We start from the raw sequence: 18,272 nt of genomic DNA on the forward strand, positions 1-18,272 counted from the left end.
GTTATCCGGACAGGTCTGCCGGATCGGCTTCGTAATCAAGCAGGTCACCAGGCGAGCAGTCGAGCACGAAGCACATTTTCGAAAGCGTCGCAAAGCGCATGCCCCTCACCTTGCCCGAACGGAAGAGCGAGAGCTGCGTTTCGCTTATACCTATGCGCGCGGCGAGTTCCTTGCCCGTCATGCCGCGCTGCTCGAGGACGCGATCGAGCGTGATGGCAACGGGCATCAGAGGAACTCCTCCAGTTCCCGCGCCATGGCAATTGCCTGTCGCATCAGCCGTCCAAGCAGCCAGAGAAGGAGCCCAACAGCGCCGAGCGTGACATAGGTCGGATCGAAATGGGCGATGCCGCGGAAATCGCCAACGCCAAATGCACGCATCACGAATGCGACGCCAAATGTCTCGAACGTCGCGCCAGCCGCCAGCAGCAGTCCAGCCGCGGAAAGCAATCGCGGCATGACATCGCCAAACCCCCTCCCCTTCGCAACCTGCCACCCGGCATAGGCAAGCAGCGAGATCGCAAGAACATAGGCAAGCGTCGCGACTCTGCGGACCGCCCAATAGGTCAGTTCCGATTGATAAAGAATGCCTCCGATCAGGTCTGCTGCAACGATGATCCCAAGCAAAAGCGCTGATAGTGCGCCCACTATTGCGACGCCCATGGCCTGCCGCTCAATCATGATCTGATCCTTCAAAAATTTAACCTTGACTTAAATTATCATGCACAACATTTAAGTCAAACTTAAATTCATATGGAAGGGCATGCTGATGGGATTCGCCATCGAAACCGACGATTTGCGAAAAGAGCTTGGCGGGCGCCCGGTCATTCGCGGATGCAGCCTGCAGGTCCCTGAAGGCAGTGTTTACGGCTTCATCGGCCCCAATGGCGCGGGCAAGACAACAGTGATGCGGCTGCTGCTGCGAGTGTTGAAGGCGGATAGCGGTTCGATCCGGATGCTCGGCCATGATATGAACAGCGACCCGCGCCGGGCCTTGGCGAAGACGGGCGCCTTTGTAGAAAGCCCTGCGCTTTACGAACACCTGACAGCCCGTGGCAATCTTGACCTCACACGGCGCTTACTCGGACTCCCCGAAAGCGAAATCGACCGTGTGCTTGATGTAACCGGTATGGCACGCCACGCGGCCCGTAAGGTGCGCGACTATTCGCTGGGGATGCGCCAGCGGGTCGGCCTTGCCCGTGCTCTTCTAGGCAAGCCCGAACTGTTGCTGCTGGACGAACCGACTAACGGGCTCGACCCGGAAGGCATCAGCGAGATGCGCGAGCTGATCCGCGACTTGCCCGACCGGATAGGCGCGACGGTATTCGTCTCCAGCCACCTGCTTAGCGAAGTTGAACAGGTCGCAAGCCATGCAGGCCTGTTGCGCGAAGGGCAGCTGGTGATGCAGGGCCGCATGCAGAGCCTTCTTGCCAGCGAGCGCACACTCGTGGTCGGCACCGACAAGCCCAAGGAGGCCATAACCTTGCTCACGGCTGCAGGCCACACCGTGCGCTTCGGCGGTTCACATCAGCTCGCCATCACCTGTTCCCGAGGCAGCGAATTTGCTGATTTTGCGCAGCGTATCAACACGAGCCTTGTCGAAAGCGGGATCGGCGTGAGCGAACTGCGTGAAGAGTCCCGCTCGCTTGAAGATCTCTACAAAACCGCTGCCGGTACAGGTCTTAAAGGAGAAGCCGCATGATCCAGCTTATTCGCACAGAGATTGCCAAGCTCGGCGGCTCGCTCGCGCTTCTTTTTGCACTGGTCGTACCGGCGCTCACATCGTGCCTCGCGCTGCTGACAATTGTCGTCAACGAGCGACAATCGAGCTGGGAAATGATCCTCGGCGGGTTCACCCTACCCCTCTGGGTGCTGTTCATCTTCCCGATGGCCACCGCAACCTTTGCAACACTGTGCGCGCAGATCGAATATCGCGCAAAGGCATGGGACCACCTGCTCGCCCTGCCCTACCCGCGCTGGCAGCTGTTCGCCGCGAAAGCGATTGTCGTGCAAGGGGCGCTGATGCTGATGACTGTGCTCCTGTTCGTCTACACCTACGGCCTGATCTCGTTGGCAGGCTGGATTATCGGCGAGATGCCATCGGGAAATCCCCAGGTCGCCAGAATTGCCGATAGCTCTGTCCGTTTTCTGGCCGCCGGATTACTGCTCACAGTGATCCAGCTGTGGGTAGCGCTGCGCTTTGCCAACTTCGTGATCCCGCTTGCTGTCGGGATCGCCGGAACGCTGGTCGGGCTTGCGGTCACGATGGTGGGTACGGAAGATGCCGACTGGTTCCCCTGGGTGCTGACTCTACGCGCTTCCGGAGAGGACTGGATGCAGCCGGTACTGATCGGTTTGACCGGCGGCATCATCGCCATTGGCCTGATGCTGCTCGACCTGTCACGCCGCGCTCCGCGCTAGCAACTTTCGACAAAGCGCCAACCCTGATCGACATCCGGTTTGAGGACGCTTCCACTCGGCTGTGTTTGTGCTAACAGGTGCGCCATGAAACTCGCCAAAGCACTCCGTTCGCTCTTGCCTGCAACCGCCACACTGGCACTGCTGGGCTGTTCCACCGTTGATGCGCCGCCGATGGCTGAAGCGCCCATTGCCGAGGTGGAAGCCTCCGCGCCGGAAGCTGCTTCGCTCGACGCGCTGCTCGCATCGATCGACATCCCGCACGAGACGTTCACGCTGGATAACGGATTGCAGGTCATCATCCACACCGATCGCAAAAGCCCGCTGGTGGGTGTGACAACCTACTACCGCGTCGGCTCCAAGCACGAACCACGCGGTCGCACCGGCTTTGCCCACCTGTTCGAACACCTGATGTTCGGTGGATCGGAGAACGTTGAAAACTTCGACATACCGCTGGAAGCCGCAGGCTCCACCAGCACCAACGGTTCGACCTGGTACGATCGTACCAACTATGTGGAAACGGTACCCACGGGCGCGCTCGACCTCGCGCTGATGATGGAAAGCGACCGCATGGGCTATCTGCTCGGCGCGGTGAGCCAGGAGAAGCTCGATAACCAGCGTATGGTTGTGCAGAACGAAAAGCGGCAGGGCGACAACAATCCCTATGGCCTCACCGGCTATGTGATGAATGAAGAGCTGCTGCCGGTTGGCCACCCCTATCGTCACTCAACCATCGGTTCGATGGCTGACCTTTCGGCCGCCAGCCTGGAAGACGTGCAGACCTGGTTCCGCGATAACTACGCTCCCAACAACGTGGTCCTTGCGTTGACCGGCGATATCGACGCCGAAACCGCGCGTCCGATTGTAGAACGCTGGTTCGGCAATATTCCGCGCGGCGCGGAGGTGGAGCAGCTGGAAGCAGGCCCGGTTACACTGGCAGAGCCGGCTTACCGCGAAATCACCGATCAGGTGCCCGCAACACGTATCTACCAGTCATGGACCGGCCCGGGTATGACCCACCCCGACGCGGTTCCGCTGCAGGTCGGCATGACCATTCTTGGTGGTCTCAATTCCTCGCGCCTCGACAACGCAATGGTTCGCGGCGAGGAATCAGCTGTTGGCGTTTTTGCCAATGCGCAACAGCATGAGCAGTTGAGCTTCCTGCAAACCATCGTCACAGTGAAAGACGGCGTAGATCGGGAGACGGCTCAGGCTCAGCTTGAAGCCGAAACTGCGCGCATGATCGCCGAAGGTCCGACCCAGGACGAGATCAACCGTGCGGTCACGCAGTTCGCCTCCGGCTTTATCGGCGGCCAGCAGCGTGTTGGCGGCTTTGGTGGCAAGGGTATGATCCTGGCCGAAGGACTGATGTATACCGGTGATGCCGGTTTCTACCGCACGCAGCTGGAGCAGATGGCAGCTGTAACGCCGGAAAGCGTCCGTGCAGCGATGGAACGCTGGCTTTCGCGTCCTGAAGTGACACTGGTCGTTGTGCCGGGCGAGCGCACTCTCGATGGCGGCGAAATGGGCGGCTGGGGTGATGAACACCTCAATCCTCCACCGGAGCCAGACACCGGAAGCGACATCGAAGTGGCCCGTACGGGCCCGGAACGCGAGCTCCCGACGCCTGCACCGGTTGGGGCGCTCACCTTCCCCGATGTGGAGCGGGCCACTCTATCCAACGGTATCGAAGTTGTCCTAGCGCGCCGTGATGCGGTTCCGCAGCTCAATCTCGCCATGGTGTTTGATGCGGGTTCTGCCGTCGATCCTATCGGACAGGCAGGCGTGCATGAAACCATGATCGATGTGATGACCCAAGGCACCACCAGCCGTAGCGCGCTCGATATCGCGATTGCGCAGGAAGCACTGGGCGCCTCGCTTGGCGCTAGCGCCGGTGTTGAACGCAGCACAGTGTCGCTGACCGCCTTGTCTGCAAATCTCGAGCCATCGCTCGAGCTGATGGCGGACGTTGTTCGCAACCCGGCTTTCGCCGAAGCCGACGTTGCGCGTGTCCGCGCCCAGCGTGTGGCCGCGATCGAACAGCAGCTTTCATCGCCCTCGGGCATGGCGAGCCGTGCGCTGATGCCGCTCATCTATGGCGAAGATCACCCCTACTCCTATGCATCATCTGCCGGTGATGCGGACGTGGTTGCTGAACTCACCGCAGCCGATCTTGCAGTCGAACACGCCGAATGGTTCCGCCCCGACCTCGCCACGATCACCGCAGTGGGCGATGTGTCGATGGAAGAACTGGTTGCCGCGCTCGAAGCCAGCTTTGGCGACTGGGCAGTTCCGGCCACTCCGGCTCCGGTAAAGAGCATTGATGCGGAAATTCCGGCACCTTCAGTGCGCCTTGTCGTGGTGGACCGGCCGAACTCGCCATCGAGCTTCTTGTCGATTGGCCGGATCACTCCATTCGAAGGACATGTTGACGGGTTCGAAGCGGTTGCACTCGCCAATGAGGTGATCGGCAGCGGCTTCCTTTCCCGCCTCAATAGCGATCTGCGCGAAACACGTGGCTGGACCTATGGCATCGGATCATCGATCCCGAGCGCCGAGGGACCGCGCCGTCTGCAGATCGGCACGCAGGTGCAGGCAGACCGGACCGCAGATTCGATCACGGTCATCCTTGACCAGATGTCAGCCTTCCCCGCCGCCAATCCCGTGAACGATGTCGAATACCAGCGGGTGACGGACGGCAACATCCGCAATCTGCCCAATCGCTTTGAAACGAACGGGCAGGTGCTTGGCGCGCTGCTGTCCAACCAGCAGCTGGGTCGCGATCTGCGCTATCAGGCAAGCTTGCCCGATCTCTATCGCGCGGTGTCGCGTGATGCGATCAATGCTGCAGCAGCTACCTACCTCCAGCCGGATGACCTCATTATCGTTGTGGTGGGTGATCGCTCTGTGATCGACTCACAGCTCGAAGGGCTGGATATGGACATCGAGTATCTGAGCGTAGACGATCTCTGATCACCGCCCTGCACTTTCAGAAATTCAAGGAAAAACCATGAGTAATCTCGCCGGAACATACGACTTCACCGTGTCCACCCCGATGGGCGAACAATCGGGCACGATGACAGTCAATCCCAACGATGATGGCACAAAGTTTGACGGCACGCTGACGGGCACGCTCGGCACCATGCCGATCAGTGATGGGACCATCAGTGGCAATACGCTGACCTGGCAGATGAAGATGAACATGCCGCTGCCGATGACGCTCAATTGCGAGGCAATTGTCGATGGCGACAATGTTGCGGGCAGCATCGATGCCGGCATGATGGGCAAGATGGCGCTGAAAGCTACCCGGCAGTCCTAGAACCTGCCGCGTAAAGCCTGATAGGCAACCGCAGTTGCCGTGTTCGCGAGGTTGAGCGAACGGATGTGCTGTGATCGCATTGGCAGATAGAATTCGCGCGCCTTGTGGGCCTCACGAATGGCGTCGGGCAGCCCCTTGGTCTCGCATCCGAACACCAGGTAGGCATCGTCCGGATAGCCCGGCTCGTAGAAAGACTGCTCTCCGTCATCCTCGAACAGGAAAAGCTGGTCTTCACGCGGTGCGCGCTCCTGCATGAATTCATCCCAACTGCGAAACTCGGCTAACCGCACGTGCTGCCAGTAATCCAGCCCGGAACGTTTCACGCGCGCATCCGAGAGCACAAAGCCAAGCGGATGGATCAGCACCAGCTCGATATCGAGCGCCACACAGGTGCGGCCCACCGCGCCGGTATTGCCGGGAATTTCGGGATGGACGAGGACGATGCTCGGCTTAGGGTCGGTCATGCCGCCCCCTCTAATGCGCCGCATCTTGGCGCGTCACCCTATTTGTTGCTGTAGCCGAAGCGCCCTTTCCAGCCTTGCATATCGCCCTTGGCAATCAGTTTGGCCTGTTCGACCCATTGATCGCGGGTGATACGACCCCGGAAGGTACCGAGATAGCCGTCGACCTCGTCAATCTCGCGTTCCCCCCACGCGGCGATCTGGTCGAAGCGCTTCACGCCAAGATCGTTGCAGAGCGCAGCGAGTTTGGGACCAATGCCATTGATCAAGGTCAGGTCTTCAGACGGACCCTTCGCAGCGGGAATGCGAGGGCGATCGGCTCCATAGCGACGTTCCCATTCCGCATCATTGCCCGCGGCCAGCAATTGCGCCTGCGGCACCCATTCGTCACGTTGTATGCGACCTTTGACCGTCAGGCACCGGTCAACCTCGGCCACGTCCTCAGTGCTCCACGCGGCAATCTGGTCGAACCTTCGTACGCCTAGCGACTGGCACAGATCGTTGAGCTTGGGGCCGATGCCGCTGATGCGGGTCAGATCGTCGCTTTCGCCTACGGCCGCGGCGATAGCTGGGCCGCTCTTGGAACTCGCCGCCGCAGCGCCGGCAACTGCAGCGCCTGCCAGCGGTGTAGCATCGGCAGGTTCAGGCGCGATGCCATCCTCTTCCGGAGGCGCGAAGGTCTGGGCTTCGGCCTCTGCATCGGTATCGATATCGCTTTCGGCATCATGTTCGTGTTCGGAAGACAGAGCGTCAGCCCACACCCACCACCCGGTGGCAAAGCCGATCAGCAAGGCAAGCAGGAAGACCAGCGGATTGGCGACGAACATGTCGAACATATCAGTCCTCCGCCTCGCCACGGCCCCAGATGAACCAGGCAACACCCAGTCCGGTCAGGAACATGATGGCGAGGTAGATCCAGCTTTCTGCAAGCAGCGGCATCCTATTCCTCCCCCCCTTCGCGCAGGATCGAGCCTGCCGAAACCGTAAAGGCGATGCGGCGGTTGGCGGCGTTGGCCTCCGCGCTAGTGCCTTCCATTACCGGTTGCGATGATCCCAGCCCCTCTGCAGTGATGCGTGATGCATCGATCCCGCGCTCGGCCAAAGCCGCAGCCACGCGATCAGCGCGTTCCTGGCTCATCGTGGCATTGATCGCGTTGGAGCCGCGCGCATCGGTGTGCCCTTCAACGCGCACGGCCAGTCCGGGGCACTCGGTCAGAACGGCGGCGACTTCATCGACCACGGCGAGCGAGCTATCGGGCATATAGGCGCTGCCACTGCGGAAGGTGATGACCTTGTCCGCCATCACCGCATCGACATTGTCCTGGCAATCCGAGACCTCCGCGGAAGTGGTTTGTTCGGCATCGATGCTTGGCCCGGTAAACTCCTCGCCTTCGTCACCAAAGCTCACCGATTTCACACCGGGAACGGTCAGCAGGGCAGCACGAATGCGATCACGTTCTGCGGGATCGTCAACGCCGGAAACCACCGCCATGCGCGAGAGCGGGTCGCGTTGCATCGCCACCGATGCGCCCTCGCCCGGTTCCAGTCCGGCAAAGGCTTCCTGCGCCTCGCCTTCGATACCGTCGATATAGGCCTCGCCCGTCACCGCGTGCGAACCCCAGGCCAGCAGCGAGGTGGCTATAGCGCCAATTGCAACCTTGGCGAATCCGTTCATGGCTTTCCCCTCCCCAGCGAGACTGGCGTGGAATCGCATTATGGTAAAGGGATGCGCGCGCCTACGCTCCCCTCCTGTGGAAAGTGGCGCAGCACGGGACAGGTTGGAAAAGGCGTGATTAGCCCAGCTTGCCCTTCAGGATCTGGTTCACGACCGCCGGATTGGCCTTGCCCTGCATCGCTTTCATCGTCTGGCCGACGAAGAAGCCGAACAGCTTGTCCTTGCCGCCGCGGTATTCCTCGACCTTGTCGCCATTGGCAGCGATGATCGCGTCGATGGCAGCTTCGATAGCGCCGGTGTCGCTGACCTGCTTCAGGCCCTCGGTATCAGCGATTTCGTCAGGCTCACGGCCTTCTTTCAGGACGATCTCGAAGATTTCCTTCGCCTGCCCGCCGGATATTTCGCCCGCGTCCTGCATCTTGAGGATCGCGGCCTGACGCGCGGCGGTGGCGTGCGAAGCATCGGCTTCATCACCCAGCGATTTGATCACGCCCGGAGCAACCGAGAGCGCCCAGTTGGCGACCGGCGTGGCGACCTTCTTCTCGTCCTTGCCCAGCGCATTGGCGGTCTCGGCCAGCAGCGTTTCGAAGCGCGCGAAGGTCTCGACCTCAGCCGTCAATTCACGGGCATTGTAGGGCGTCAGGCCCAGCTCGTTCTCGTAGCGCGCACGCTTGGCATCGGGCAGCTCGGGAAGGCTCGCCTTGCACTCTTCAATGAAGTCATCCTCCAGTTCGAGCGGCAGCAGGTCAGGATCGGGGAAGTAGCGATAATCGTGCGCGTCTTCCTTGCTGCGCATTGTGCGCGTGGTTCCGGTGCCCGGATCGAACAGGCGGGTTTCCTGATCGATAGAACCACCTTCTTCGAGCACATCGACCTGGCGGTTCGCCTCGAACTCGATGACCTGCATCACGAAGCGCACCGAATTGACGTTCTTCGTTTCAGTCCGGGTGCCCAGTTCGGTATCGCCGACCTTGCGCACCGAGACGTTCACGTCCGCGCGCATGGAGCCTTCTTCCATATTGCCGTCGCAAGAGCCGACATAGCGCAGGATCGAACGCAGCTTGCGTACATAGGCCCCGGCCTCGGCGGGTGATGTCATGTCCGGCTTGGAGACGATTTCCATCAGCGCAACGCCGGTGCGGTTGAGATCGACATAGGACATGGTCGGGTGCTGATCGTGCATCAGCTTGCCCGCATCCTGCTCCACGTGAATGCGCTCGATGCCGATCACCTTGTCCTCGGGGATACCCGCCTTCTCGTCCGCATCGATGGTGAGCGAGCCTTCGCCCACGATGGGGTGGTAAAGCTGGCTGATCTGGTAGCCCTGCGGCAAATCGGCGTAGAAGTAGTTCTTGCGGTCGAACCGCGACCACTTGTTGATCTGCGCCTCGATCGCCATGCCGGTGCGCACCGCCTGCCGGATGCACTCGCGATTGGGCACGGGCAACATGCCCGGCATCGCGGCATCGACAAGGGAGACCTGCGTGTTCGGCTCCGCCCCGAACGCGGTGGAGGCGCCGGAAAACAGCTTGGCGTTGGACGTGACCTGCGCATGGACCTCAAGGCCGATCACGACCTCCCACTCGCCCGTTGCGCCCTGGATGCGGTAATTAGTCATCCTTCAATCCTAACAAGTGGCGTTCTACGTTTTTCTGTTCAGTCTTGGCCATATCATCAAACTTGCCAGAACCAGTGATCCTCAGTTCCTCGAGAAACATAATCGACGCATCACGATACTCGGGAAACTTTTTCAGGTCTCGAATACAAGCCACCATCGTCGGGCCATCAAACTTACCATCATTGCTCTTGTCGAGCATTCTCGCGAACATCCCCATCAAATCAGCATACTTGGGTGCTCTACTTTCGCTCGGCTTTTTCTTGTTCTGCATTGCAAGGTAAAGAACCAGCAGGACCATGATCCAAAAAGGCAAAACCATGCCGAACAAGATCAGCGCTAAGGCAGTCCACTCGAACCCACTCACCACCACTTCTCCGGCTTCACGGTGAACCCGGCGCGTTGCTCGATCGCGAGGCCTGCATTGAGCACGCCCTGCTCGTCCATTGCCTTGCCCACGAGTTGCAAGCCCAGCGGCAGGCCGTCTCCGGTCACCGTCGCCGGAACGCTCATAGCGGGAAGGCCAGCCAGCGAGGCCGGCACGGCGAACACATCGTTCAGGTACATCGTCAGCGGATCATCGTTGAGCGAGTTGAGCGGGAAGCTGGCGGTGGGCGTGGTCGGCGCGAGGATCACGTCGCACTGCGCGAAAGCCGCGTCGAAATCGCGCTGCACCAGCGTGCGCACCTTCATCGCCTGCGTGTAATAGGCATCGTAGAAACCGGCGCTGAGCACATAGGTACCGAGCATCACGCGGCGCTTCACCTCGTCACCAAAGCCCTCCGCACGGGTGGCGGCGTACATGTCCTGCAGGCCAGAGCCTTCGGGAAGATCGCGCAGGCCATACCGCACGCCGTCATAGCGCGCGAGGTTGGACGAGGCTTCTGCCGGAGCCACGATGTAGTAGGCAGGCAGCGCGTACTTGGTGTGCGGCAGCGATACGTCAACGATCTCGGCGCCTGCATCGCGCAACCATTCCTTGCCGCGCTCCCAGCTGTCGAGGATTTCCTGGCTCGTGCCATCCATCCGGTATTCCTTGGGAATGCCGACCTTCTTGCCGCGCATATCGGCATCGAGATTGCCGAACCAGTCGGGCACAGGCGCATCGAGGCTGGTTGCGTCCTTCGGATCAAACCCTGCCATCGCGCCGAGCATGATCGCGCAGTCTTCGACCGAACGCGCCATCGGGCCAGCCTGGTCGAGCGAGCTGGCAAACGCGACAACGCCCCAACGCGAGCAGCGGCCGTAGGTCGGCTTGATCCCGCAAATACCGGTGAAAGCAGCGGGCTGACGAATTGATCCGCCGGTGTCTGTGCCCGTCGCGGCAGGCGCGATGCGTGCGGCCACGGCGGAAGAGGAGCCACCCGACGAACCACCCGGGCTCATCGCGGCATTGCTGCCTTCCTTGCGCCACGGCGAAGCGACATTGCCGAAATAGGAGGTCTCGTTGGAGGAGCCCATCGCGAACTGGTCCAGGTTGAGCTTGCCTAGCATCCCGCAGCCCGCTTCCCACAGCTTCGCCGAGACCGTGCTTTCATAGCGCGGCGTGAAGCCTTCAAGGATGTGGCTCGCAGCGGTTGTCTGCACGCCGTCGGTGGCGAATAGGTCCTTCATACCGATGGGCACGCCCGCCATGGAGCCGAGCGTCTCGCCCGCTGCGCGCGCGGCATCAACCGCATCGGCGGCTTCCAGCGCCTTTTCCGGCGTGGCGACGATGAAGGCGTTGAGCGCGCTCGCGGCTTCGACGGCAGCGTTAAAACCCTCCGCCACTTCGCGTGCGGAGAAGTCGCCCGCTGCCACGCCATCGCGAATTTCGCGGACGCCGAGTTGAGTAAAGTCAGTCACTATTCAATCACCTTCGGCACGCCGTAAAAGCCGTGCTCTGCCACCGGAGCATTTGCCAGCACATCGTCCTGACGCCCGCCGCCGGTTTTGGGATCGGCATCGATCACATCGTCGCGCAGACGCAGCTCTTGCGGAATGACAGCGGTCATCGGTTCGACACCGGAGGTATCGACCTCGCCAAGCTGCTCCACCCAGGTGAGGATATTGTTGAATTCGGGCACAAGGTGATCGAGGTCTTCCTCGCCCATCCTGATGCGCGCCAGTTGGGCGATTTTCGCCACTTCTTCTCGGGTAACAGACATGCATGCGCACTAGCGAGGCGAAGGGCGCGCTTCAAGCGGATATACGCTATTCGAATGGATCGCCAACAGGCTCATCGCCCACATAGAGTTGACGTCCCTCGAAGGGTCGCAATTCGAGCTGTGCATCCGGGTCACGCGCGGCATCGGGGCCGTATCGTTCACCCTGCAACCGGCCGTTGCGAATGAACTGTTCGATCGCTCTCTCGTTGCCGGGGGTGACGAGCAGCAGCTTGACGCCGTTCCAGTTCTGGTTGGGGATCAATGCAACAAGCTGGCCACGATCGGTTTCACCCACAACATCCGCCCGACACGCCACTTCGCAGAGATATATCTCATCCCGGATATAGGCGCCAACGGCAGCACGTGTGGCTTCGTCCATATCACCGAAATCGGTGTTCTCTACGACTTCGCGGCGTTCGGCGGCGGTACGCGACCCGTAGTAGCGTCCTTCCGCATTCTGTGTTTCCTGCGCCAGTTGCGCGATGTCCGGATCGTCACTCTGGGCAAGTTCTGCCAAGGCATCGCCTCCGGCATCGCCGAAATCCCAGCGCAGCGCGTTGAAATCGAATTCCTCGACCGGGGTCTCCCCGCTTTCCAGCCGCGCGAGCTGATCGCGCGTCGAGATTGCACCGAAGTCGAACAGCGGCAGGGCGAGGATTAGCGCGATCACGCAGGTGACAGCAGCCAGGTGCATATTCGCACGGCGCAGATAGTCGCACCAGGCTGCCATACGGCCCCGCACCAGCGCGGCCCAATAGGCAAGGCCATAGGCGGTGGCGATAACAATCGCGATCAGCGCCCAGATGCGCTCGGGCGTCAAGCCGTGCTGGTCGATGCGGATGCCCATGCTGATCGCAGCGAAAATGGCGAGCGGCAGGATGCACGCGGCCAGAACCAGCGCAGCAGCCTGCATCACAACGTTGCCACTGCGCGCTTCATCATCGTCGCGAACAATCGCGTTGCAGAAGATGAAAGCAAATACCGCGCAGCTGAGCAGCACTGGCGTTGCGCTGTCAGTGGCTTCCCAGAGCGCGCTGCCTCCCGAAAACAGCAGGATTGTGAGGAAGATGAGCAGCGCCACGGCGAAGGGCACCGCCAGCAGCGCAAAGACCAGCATGACCACGCGTTGCAAGGTACCGAGCACGCCCAGCTGGTTGCGCAACACGCCCATCGCCCCACCGAAGGTCGCTCCCATGAATGCGCCTACAAAACCATCGGTCTCGATCAGCTTTTCGATCACTTCAATGCCGACAATGCTGAAAAGCGCGTGGAGCAGCCACAGGACCAGCCAGCTCAGCCCGACAAAGGCCAGTGCGCCACCCGCACTGACCGCATCGGTCCAGACGTGGAAATGGGTTTCGGCATAGGGCGTTGCCCACTTCCTGCGGTGAAACGCCGCCTGGAACAGCGGGATCGCAAGAAGCGAGAAGAACACCCCGGCGGCAAAGGCGAACTCTGTACCCGCGCGCGAACTGCCAAGGTCTGCCACGATATAGGCAATTCCGCCCATCACCGCGCCTACGCCGAGGGCGAAGATTGCGGATTCGATCAGCCGCGTGGGCCGGAGGACAAACGTCGCCGCGACAAAGGCAAAGAAGAAGAATGTGGCAATTGCTGCGCCCAATCCACTCTCGCCCTCGCTTTCGAGGATGAGGTGTATGATCAGGCCGGAGACAGCACCGAGGCCCGCCAGCAGCCACGGGCGCAGTGGCCAATCTTCAAGGTAGTTGGCTTCAACGGGGAGCGCCTGCTCCTCTTCAGAACCGGCGACCATGTGCTTCCCCTTAATCGTGAGTCTTATTCAGCGGCGGCGGCACCTTCTCCACCCTCTTCCATCTGCTGCATCATTTGCATCATGGTCATATAGCGCTGCTGCGCCTCTTCCTCGGCCATGAAATCAACGAGCGTCATGTTGAAATAGAGGTCGGATCCGGGAGGGATAGGCGAACCTTCCTGCACATCGTCGCCATAACCCAGCTCTGCCGGGATGAAGACTTCGTAAGTTCCGCCCTTCTGCATTTGCACTACGGCTTCCTGGAAACCCGGGATCATCTGGCCGAGCGGCAGGGCAGCGCCATCGGGCAGTATCCCCGGAACCGGCCATGCACCATCGGTCGACTGATCGAACACGGTGCCGTCTTCAAGGCGGCCGGTGTAACGCACAAAGATCACGTCCTCGACTGTCGGGTTCGGGCCTTCACCTGCGGTAATTGTGTCAACGGTCACGCCCTTGGGCATGGCCGCCCAGGCAACTCCGGCAGCCACGAGTACGGCGACAAGAACGCCCAGCCACAGCTTGAGCAGCGAGCCCTTGGCGATGGGTTGCAGAGGAACACGGGTCACTTCGGTCATCGGGTCAAATCCTGCCATATGCCGCGCAAAACAAAAGGGCGCGGAATCTCTTCCACGCCCCTTTGGCTTAGCTACGGTGAGCTTTCAAGCAATCTTACCCGCTTATGCGCGGGAAGCCGCTTACTTGATGCCGTCACGCTCCATGCGCTTACGCTCCAGCTTGCGGGCACGGCGAACGGCGGCAGCCTTCTCACGCGCGCGCTTTTCGCTCGGCTTTTCGTAGTGACGACGCAGCTTCATCTCGCGATAGACACCTTCACGCTGCAGCTTCTTCTTGAGCGCGCGCAGGGCCTGCTCGACATTGTTATCGCGGACGATGATCTGCATAAAAACTAGCCACCTTATCTACTTCAAAACCGGTGAGAGCCCGCGGATCAGGCGCGGGGTGCACCGTATGATTAATCAACGAAAAACGCGCCGAATCCGTTCCGGAACCGGCTTTACGGCGCGGCAGATATGCGAATCATGGGCAAAAGGCAAGGGATCGCGCGTGTCTTTTTGGCCGCACAGCGTGCCTTTTGGGTTCCGCAGAGCCGGAGCAGCGGCTAAGAGGCGCGCATGTCCCAGACGACTTCCCCCCTTATGGCATCGCTATCTGTCGCGCTTGGCGGCGGCATCGGCGCATTGGCGCGCTACCAGTTTGGCCGATTTATGACCGCATCGCTTGGTCCGAATATCGTCACGACCTTTCCGTTCGCCACTTTGGCCGTGAACGCGATCGGCAGCCTCCTCATGGGCTTGCTGGCAGGATGGCTCGCACATCGCGGCGGTCCCCTTGGCCTGCAAACAGATCAAGCGCGCTTGCTGCTGGGAGTGGGTCTTTTGGGAGGCTTCACCACCTTCAGCGCGTTCAGCCTGGAAATGGTGCTACTGATTGAACGCGGGCAATATGGGCTCGCTGCAATCTATGTCGCGCTTTCACTCGGCTTGTGCATTTCGGGCTTAATGATCGGCATGATGATCACGCGGCTCTTCTCATGACTAAATCCGATCCCAAAGAAGTCCGCCAGTTCACGGTGGATGCTGATGACGAGGGCGTCCGCCTCGATCGCTGGTTCAAGCGCCACTTGCCACAAGTCGGCTTTGGCACGGTCAGCCGCTGGGCGCGTACCGGACAGCTGCGGGTCGATGGCAAGCGAGCCAAGCCCGAAGACCGGCTGAGCGAAGGCCAGGTCCTGCGCGTTCCACCAGGTGGTGAAGACGGCGCACGTACCAAGCGCAAGGTCCGCCCGCTGACCGAAGCCGAGATCGACGAGGCTGAGGACATGCTCATCACGCGCAGCAAGGCTGCGCTGGTACTCAACAAGCCGCCGGGTCTCGCGACACAGGGTGGCACCAAGACCAACAAGCATGTCGACGGCCTGCTCGACGCCTTTGCCGGCGAAGACGAACAGCGCCCCCGCCTTGTCCACCGGCTGGACAAGGACACCTCCGGTGTCCTGCTGGTCGCGCGCACCGCTGGAAGCGCGGCATTCTTCTCCAAGCGGTTCTCCGGCCGCAGCGCCAAGAAGATCTACTGGGCACTCGTTGTAGGCGTGCCCGATATTCACGAAGGCACCATCGAAGCACCGCTCGCCAAGCAGCCGGGTACGGGCGGCGAGAAGATGCATGTCGATATGGAGAGCGGCCAGCCCGCCAAAACCGTATACCGCGTGGTCGAACGCGCCGGAAACACCGCCGCATGGGTCGAGCTGCAGCCCTTCACCGGACGCACCCACCAGTTGCGCGTCCACATGGCAGCCATAGGTCATCCCATCGTGGGTGACGGGAAATACGGCGGGCAGGATGCTTTCCTTACCGGCAGTGTCAGCCGCAAGATGCACCTCCACGCGCGCCGCCTGATCATTGACGGTCCGAAGGGCGAGGATCTGGACGTGACCGCTCCCCTGCCCGAACACTTCGCGCAGAGCATGGAACAGCTCGGTTTCGACGAGAACATGAGCGATGCAGGTCCGGTCGCCACGCCGCCGCCCGAGCGCAGTCGCGAGGAAAAGAAGCAGGCCGCACGCCAGCATGCCAAGCAGTACCGCAAGAATCGCCGCGGGGAACGCAAGGGCCGCGGAGCACCGGGTGGCAAAAAGCGCGGTGCCAAGCCCAAATCTCAGGGCAAGCGCAGGTGAGCGCAGTGCGGCTGGCGGTATTCGATTGCGATGGCACCCTGTCGGACGGGCAGGCGGGCGTGTGCAATGCGATGGCCGTGGCGTTCGAAACGGCAGAGCTTGGCGAGCCGGACATGCACCAGGTGCGCCGCATCGTTGGGCTCAGCCTGCCGCAGGCAATCCGCAGCCTTGCTCCGGATGCGGACGAGGACCAGCTGCTCGCAGCCGTGGAAGCCTATAAAGCCGCCTTCCGCCAGTCACGCGAGGATGGCAGCCTGCGCGAACCGCTTTTCGATGGTATCCCCGATCTGCTGCGTCGCCTACACGGGAGTGGCTGGACGCTGGGCGTTGCCACCGGAAAATCGGACCGCGGCCTGAACAGCACGCTGTCGGTCAACGGATTGACCGACCTGTTCACAACGCTCCACACCGCAGACCGCCACCCGTCCAAGCCACACCCCGCCATGCTGGAAGCGGCAATGGCTGATGCCGGAGCGGGCCGCATGGACACGGTGATGATCGGCGATACGGTCTATGATATCCAGATGGCCGCCAATGCCGGAACACGCAGCGTCGGGGTCGCCTGGGGCTATCACGAGCCGCAGGAATTGCTCGATGCCGGTGCAGTAGGCGTTGCGCAGACGATGGAAGAGCTGGAGGCACTGCTGAATGGCTGATCGCGAAACCGCAGAAGCGCAGGCGAAGCAACGCTTCATCCTTATCAACCTGATGCGGCTGACAGGCGTTGCGATGGTCCTTGCCGGACTTGTGATCGCCAATGGCGCATTCGATCTACCGATGTGGGTTGGCATTATCCTGATCGTGTTCGGCATGATCGAAGCTCTGATCATGCCGACCTTCATGGCGCGGATGTGGAGCACGAACGAGCGCCCATGAAGAAGTTCTGGAAAGAGGTTTCCATCGCCGAGGTCGAAGGCGGCTGGCAGGTCACGCTCGACGGGCGCGGGATCAAGACCCAGCGCGGTGCGGCGCAGGTCGTCCCGACGCAGGAAGCCGCAGAGCTGCTCGCAGAAGAATGGCGCGCGCAGGGAGACGAAATCGATACCAAGGTATTCGTCTTCCGCGATCTGGCCGACTTCGCCATCGACATGGTGCGACCCGACATCGGTGGCACGGTCGACAAGCTGCTGAGCTACGCCGACACCGACACGCTGTGCTACCGCGCCAGCCCCGATGAACCGCTCTACCAGCGGCAGGAAGAGGTCTGGGAACCGCTCGTCACCGCGTTTGAAAAGCGCCACGGTGCGCGGATGGAACGCGTCAGCGGGGTAGTCCATCGCGGCCACCCTGAAGCGACGATGGCCGCACTTCGTGACAGACTGGTGGGCGAGGATGACTTCACGCTTTCGGCATTGATCACGCTTGCCTCACTTGCAGCCTCTATTGTCGTCGCGCTCGCGATCCTCGATGAGGATGGCGACACAAGCACGATGTTTGCCGCTGCCAATGTCGAGGAGGATTGGCAGGCCGAGCTATGGGGATGGGATGCAGAGGCCGAGCGCACGCGCAAGCTGCAGCTGGAAGCTTTCGAGAAAGCAGCGCAATTTGCGAAAGCCGTGCGGGATTAATCCACCCAGTCGGCGACTTCTCCAGCGATCTGGTTGGCAGCATCGTTCATCGCGGCGCCCACGGCATTGGCTTCTGCCGGGATGCCCGAAATGCGCGCTTCAAAGCGGCGTGTGCGGACGCCCGCTCCAGGGTTTTCCAGCACCGCATCGTAACGGATGAACACGCTTCCGCTCAAAGCATCGTAATCCATTGCGGTCAGCTGGCCCGAAAGCTGCGTCTCGGCGACGTATTCCATCTCCTGCCCGCTCGCGACCAGGCGATTGCCACGCGCACGGATGGTTTCGGCAAGCACGTTGCGGAACAGCCGTGCGGGCTTTTCCACCCAGAAGGCATCGGCAAGGTAGGCGAGCGTGCTGTCGCTGGTCGTCACCGGAATGCGATTGACGTTGAGCCGCTGGTTCACTGCCGGAACCTGCACCGCCAGCGCGCTGCGCGCTTCGCCTTCTGCTCCGCTACCGGCAGGCGCGAAGGTGGCGGGGGTCAGGGTCAGCAGCTGGTCAGGTGGTTCGGCACCGCCAAGGCTCACGCAGCCGCCCAGCATGGCCAACGCGGCCAGTGCTGCACAGAGGGGTTTCGGGGTCATGCTCATCATCCTTTTC

General features: G+C 61.2%; 22 protein-coding genes. 9 read left to right on the plus strand and 13 right to left on the minus strand.

Annotated elements, in window-relative coordinates:
• Window position 1: 1 nt before the first annotated feature.
• A complete protein-coding gene (locus tag OOZ52_RS04690; RefSeq protein ID WP_274697348.1) occupies window positions 2-226 on the minus strand; it encodes a helix-turn-helix domain-containing protein in 225 nt (74 codons plus the stop codon).
• Window positions 226-678, minus strand: a complete 453-nt coding sequence (locus OOZ52_RS04695) for a hypothetical protein (protein ID WP_274697349.1) — start codon at window positions 676-678, stop codon at window positions 226-228. The genes OOZ52_RS04690 and OOZ52_RS04695 overlap by 1 nt, the downstream gene beginning before the upstream one ends.
• An 88-nt stretch (window positions 679-766) precedes the next feature.
• On the opposite strand from OOZ52_RS04695, the gene OOZ52_RS04700 reads away from it, so the two are divergent.
• From OOZ52_RS04700 to OOZ52_RS04715, 4 genes are all read left to right on the plus strand, one after another.
• Complete coding sequence (locus OOZ52_RS04700) at window positions 767-1,699, plus strand: ATP-binding cassette domain-containing protein (protein WP_274697350.1); 933 nt, start codon at window positions 767-769, stop codon at window positions 1,697-1,699.
• Entirely contained in the window at window positions 1,696-2,418 is a 723-nt protein-coding gene (locus OOZ52_RS04705) for an ABC transporter permease (protein ID WP_274697351.1), read from the plus strand. Before OOZ52_RS04700 ends, OOZ52_RS04705 begins: the two co-directional genes overlap by 4 nt.
• An 84-nt stretch (window positions 2,419-2,502) precedes the next feature.
• Window positions 2,503-5,388 (plus strand): M16 family metallopeptidase, encoded by a 2,886-nt coding sequence (locus OOZ52_RS04710; protein WP_274697352.1) that lies wholly within the window; start codon window positions 2,503-2,505, stop codon window positions 5,386-5,388.
• A 37-nt stretch (window positions 5,389-5,425) separates the two neighbouring features.
• A complete protein-coding gene (locus tag OOZ52_RS04715; protein ID WP_274697353.1) occupies window positions 5,426-5,734 on the plus strand; it encodes a hypothetical protein in 309 nt (102 codons plus the stop codon).
• Here the strand turns inward: OOZ52_RS04715 and OOZ52_RS04720 are convergent.
• The 10 genes from OOZ52_RS04720 to rpsU form a co-directional block, all read right to left on the minus strand.
• Entirely contained in the window at window positions 5,731-6,198 is a 468-nt protein-coding gene (locus OOZ52_RS04720; RefSeq protein ID WP_274697354.1) for a tRNA (cytidine(34)-2'-O)-methyltransferase, read from the minus strand. The two genes, OOZ52_RS04715 and OOZ52_RS04720, sit on opposite strands and share 4 nt — an antisense overlap.
• A 38-nt stretch (window positions 6,199-6,236) precedes the next feature.
• Entirely contained in the window at window positions 6,237-7,031 is a 795-nt protein-coding gene (locus tag OOZ52_RS04725; protein WP_274697355.1) for a hypothetical protein, read from the minus strand.
• 104 nt (window positions 7,032-7,135) lie between these two features.
• Window positions 7,136-7,870, minus strand: coding sequence for an OmpA family protein (locus OOZ52_RS04730; RefSeq protein ID WP_274697356.1), 735 nt, complete (start codon window positions 7,868-7,870; stop codon window positions 7,136-7,138).
• 118 nt (window positions 7,871-7,988) lie between these two features.
• The gene (gene gatB / locus OOZ52_RS04735; protein ID WP_274697357.1) at window positions 7,989-9,488 is read right to left on the minus strand and encodes an Asp-tRNA(Asn)/Glu-tRNA(Gln) amidotransferase subunit GatB; all 1,500 of its coding nucleotides are present in this window, start codon (window positions 9,486-9,488) and stop codon (window positions 7,989-7,991) included.
• Window positions 9,481-9,852 carry a hypothetical protein gene (locus OOZ52_RS04740; protein WP_274697358.1) on the minus strand — a complete coding sequence of 124 codons (372 nt, stop codon included), beginning with the start codon at window positions 9,850-9,852 and terminating at the stop codon, window positions 9,481-9,483. The genes gatB and OOZ52_RS04740 overlap by 8 nt, the downstream gene beginning before the upstream one ends.
• The gene (gatA, locus tag OOZ52_RS04745) at window positions 9,849-11,330 is read right to left on the minus strand and encodes an Asp-tRNA(Asn)/Glu-tRNA(Gln) amidotransferase subunit GatA (RefSeq protein ID WP_274697359.1); all 1,482 of its coding nucleotides are present in this window, start codon (window positions 11,328-11,330) and stop codon (window positions 9,849-9,851) included. The genes OOZ52_RS04740 and gatA overlap by 4 nt, the downstream gene beginning before the upstream one ends.
• On the minus strand, window positions 11,330-11,632 hold the full coding sequence (gene gatC / locus OOZ52_RS04750; RefSeq protein ID WP_274697360.1) for an Asp-tRNA(Asn)/Glu-tRNA(Gln) amidotransferase subunit GatC: 303 nt from the start codon (window positions 11,630-11,632) through the stop codon (window positions 11,330-11,332). The genes gatA and gatC overlap by 1 nt, the downstream gene beginning before the upstream one ends.
• A 46-nt stretch (window positions 11,633-11,678) precedes the next feature.
• The gene (locus OOZ52_RS04755) at window positions 11,679-13,406 is read right to left on the minus strand and encodes a DUF4153 domain-containing protein (RefSeq protein ID WP_274697361.1); all 1,728 of its coding nucleotides are present in this window, start codon (window positions 13,404-13,406) and stop codon (window positions 11,679-11,681) included.
• A gap of 23 nt (window positions 13,407-13,429) precedes the next feature.
• Window positions 13,430-14,002 carry an FKBP-type peptidyl-prolyl cis-trans isomerase gene (locus OOZ52_RS04760; protein WP_274697362.1) on the minus strand — a complete coding sequence of 191 codons (573 nt, stop codon included), beginning with the start codon at window positions 14,000-14,002 and terminating at the stop codon, window positions 13,430-13,432.
• 102 nt (window positions 14,003-14,104) lie between these two features.
• Window positions 14,105-14,311 carry a 30S ribosomal protein S21 gene (gene rpsU, locus OOZ52_RS04765; protein ID WP_176273015.1) on the minus strand — a complete coding sequence of 69 codons (207 nt, stop codon included), beginning with the start codon at window positions 14,309-14,311 and terminating at the stop codon, window positions 14,105-14,107.
• A 231-nt stretch (window positions 14,312-14,542) separates the two neighbouring features.
• Here rpsU and crcB point away from each other — a divergent pair, with 231 nt between their 5' ends.
• From crcB to OOZ52_RS04790, 5 genes are read left to right on the plus strand one after another with little or no spacing between them, the layout of a single operon-like run.
• A complete protein-coding gene (gene crcB, locus OOZ52_RS04770) occupies window positions 14,543-14,965 on the plus strand; it encodes a fluoride efflux transporter CrcB (protein WP_274697363.1) in 423 nt (140 codons plus the stop codon).
• Window positions 14,962-16,104, plus strand: coding sequence for an RluA family pseudouridine synthase (locus OOZ52_RS04775; RefSeq protein WP_274697364.1), 1,143 nt, complete (start codon window positions 14,962-14,964; stop codon window positions 16,102-16,104). The genes crcB and OOZ52_RS04775 overlap by 4 nt, the downstream gene beginning before the upstream one ends.
• A 5-nt stretch (window positions 16,105-16,109) precedes the next feature.
• Complete coding sequence (locus tag OOZ52_RS04780; protein WP_274697778.1) at window positions 16,110-16,760, plus strand: HAD-IA family hydrolase; 651 nt, start codon at window positions 16,110-16,112, stop codon at window positions 16,758-16,760.
• Complete coding sequence (locus OOZ52_RS04785) at window positions 16,753-16,980, plus strand: hypothetical protein (protein WP_274697365.1); 228 nt, start codon at window positions 16,753-16,755, stop codon at window positions 16,978-16,980. Before OOZ52_RS04780 ends, OOZ52_RS04785 begins: the two co-directional genes overlap by 8 nt.
• Window positions 16,977-17,672 carry an ATP12 family chaperone protein gene (locus OOZ52_RS04790; protein ID WP_274697366.1) on the plus strand — a complete coding sequence of 232 codons (696 nt, stop codon included), beginning with the start codon at window positions 16,977-16,979 and terminating at the stop codon, window positions 17,670-17,672. Before OOZ52_RS04785 ends, OOZ52_RS04790 begins: the two co-directional genes overlap by 4 nt.
• Here OOZ52_RS04790 and OOZ52_RS04795 read toward each other — a convergent pair.
• A complete protein-coding gene (locus OOZ52_RS04795; protein ID WP_274697367.1) occupies window positions 17,669-18,256 on the minus strand; it encodes an ABC-type transport auxiliary lipoprotein family protein in 588 nt (195 codons plus the stop codon). The two genes, OOZ52_RS04790 and OOZ52_RS04795, sit on opposite strands and share 4 nt — an antisense overlap.
• Window positions 18,257-18,272: the final 16 nt, after the last annotated feature.

Origin of the sequence: Aurantiacibacter sp. D1-12 (genome assembly GCF_028858515.1) — a bacterium.
Lineage (GTDB): Bacteria > Pseudomonadota > Alphaproteobacteria > Sphingomonadales > Sphingomonadaceae > Alteraurantiacibacter.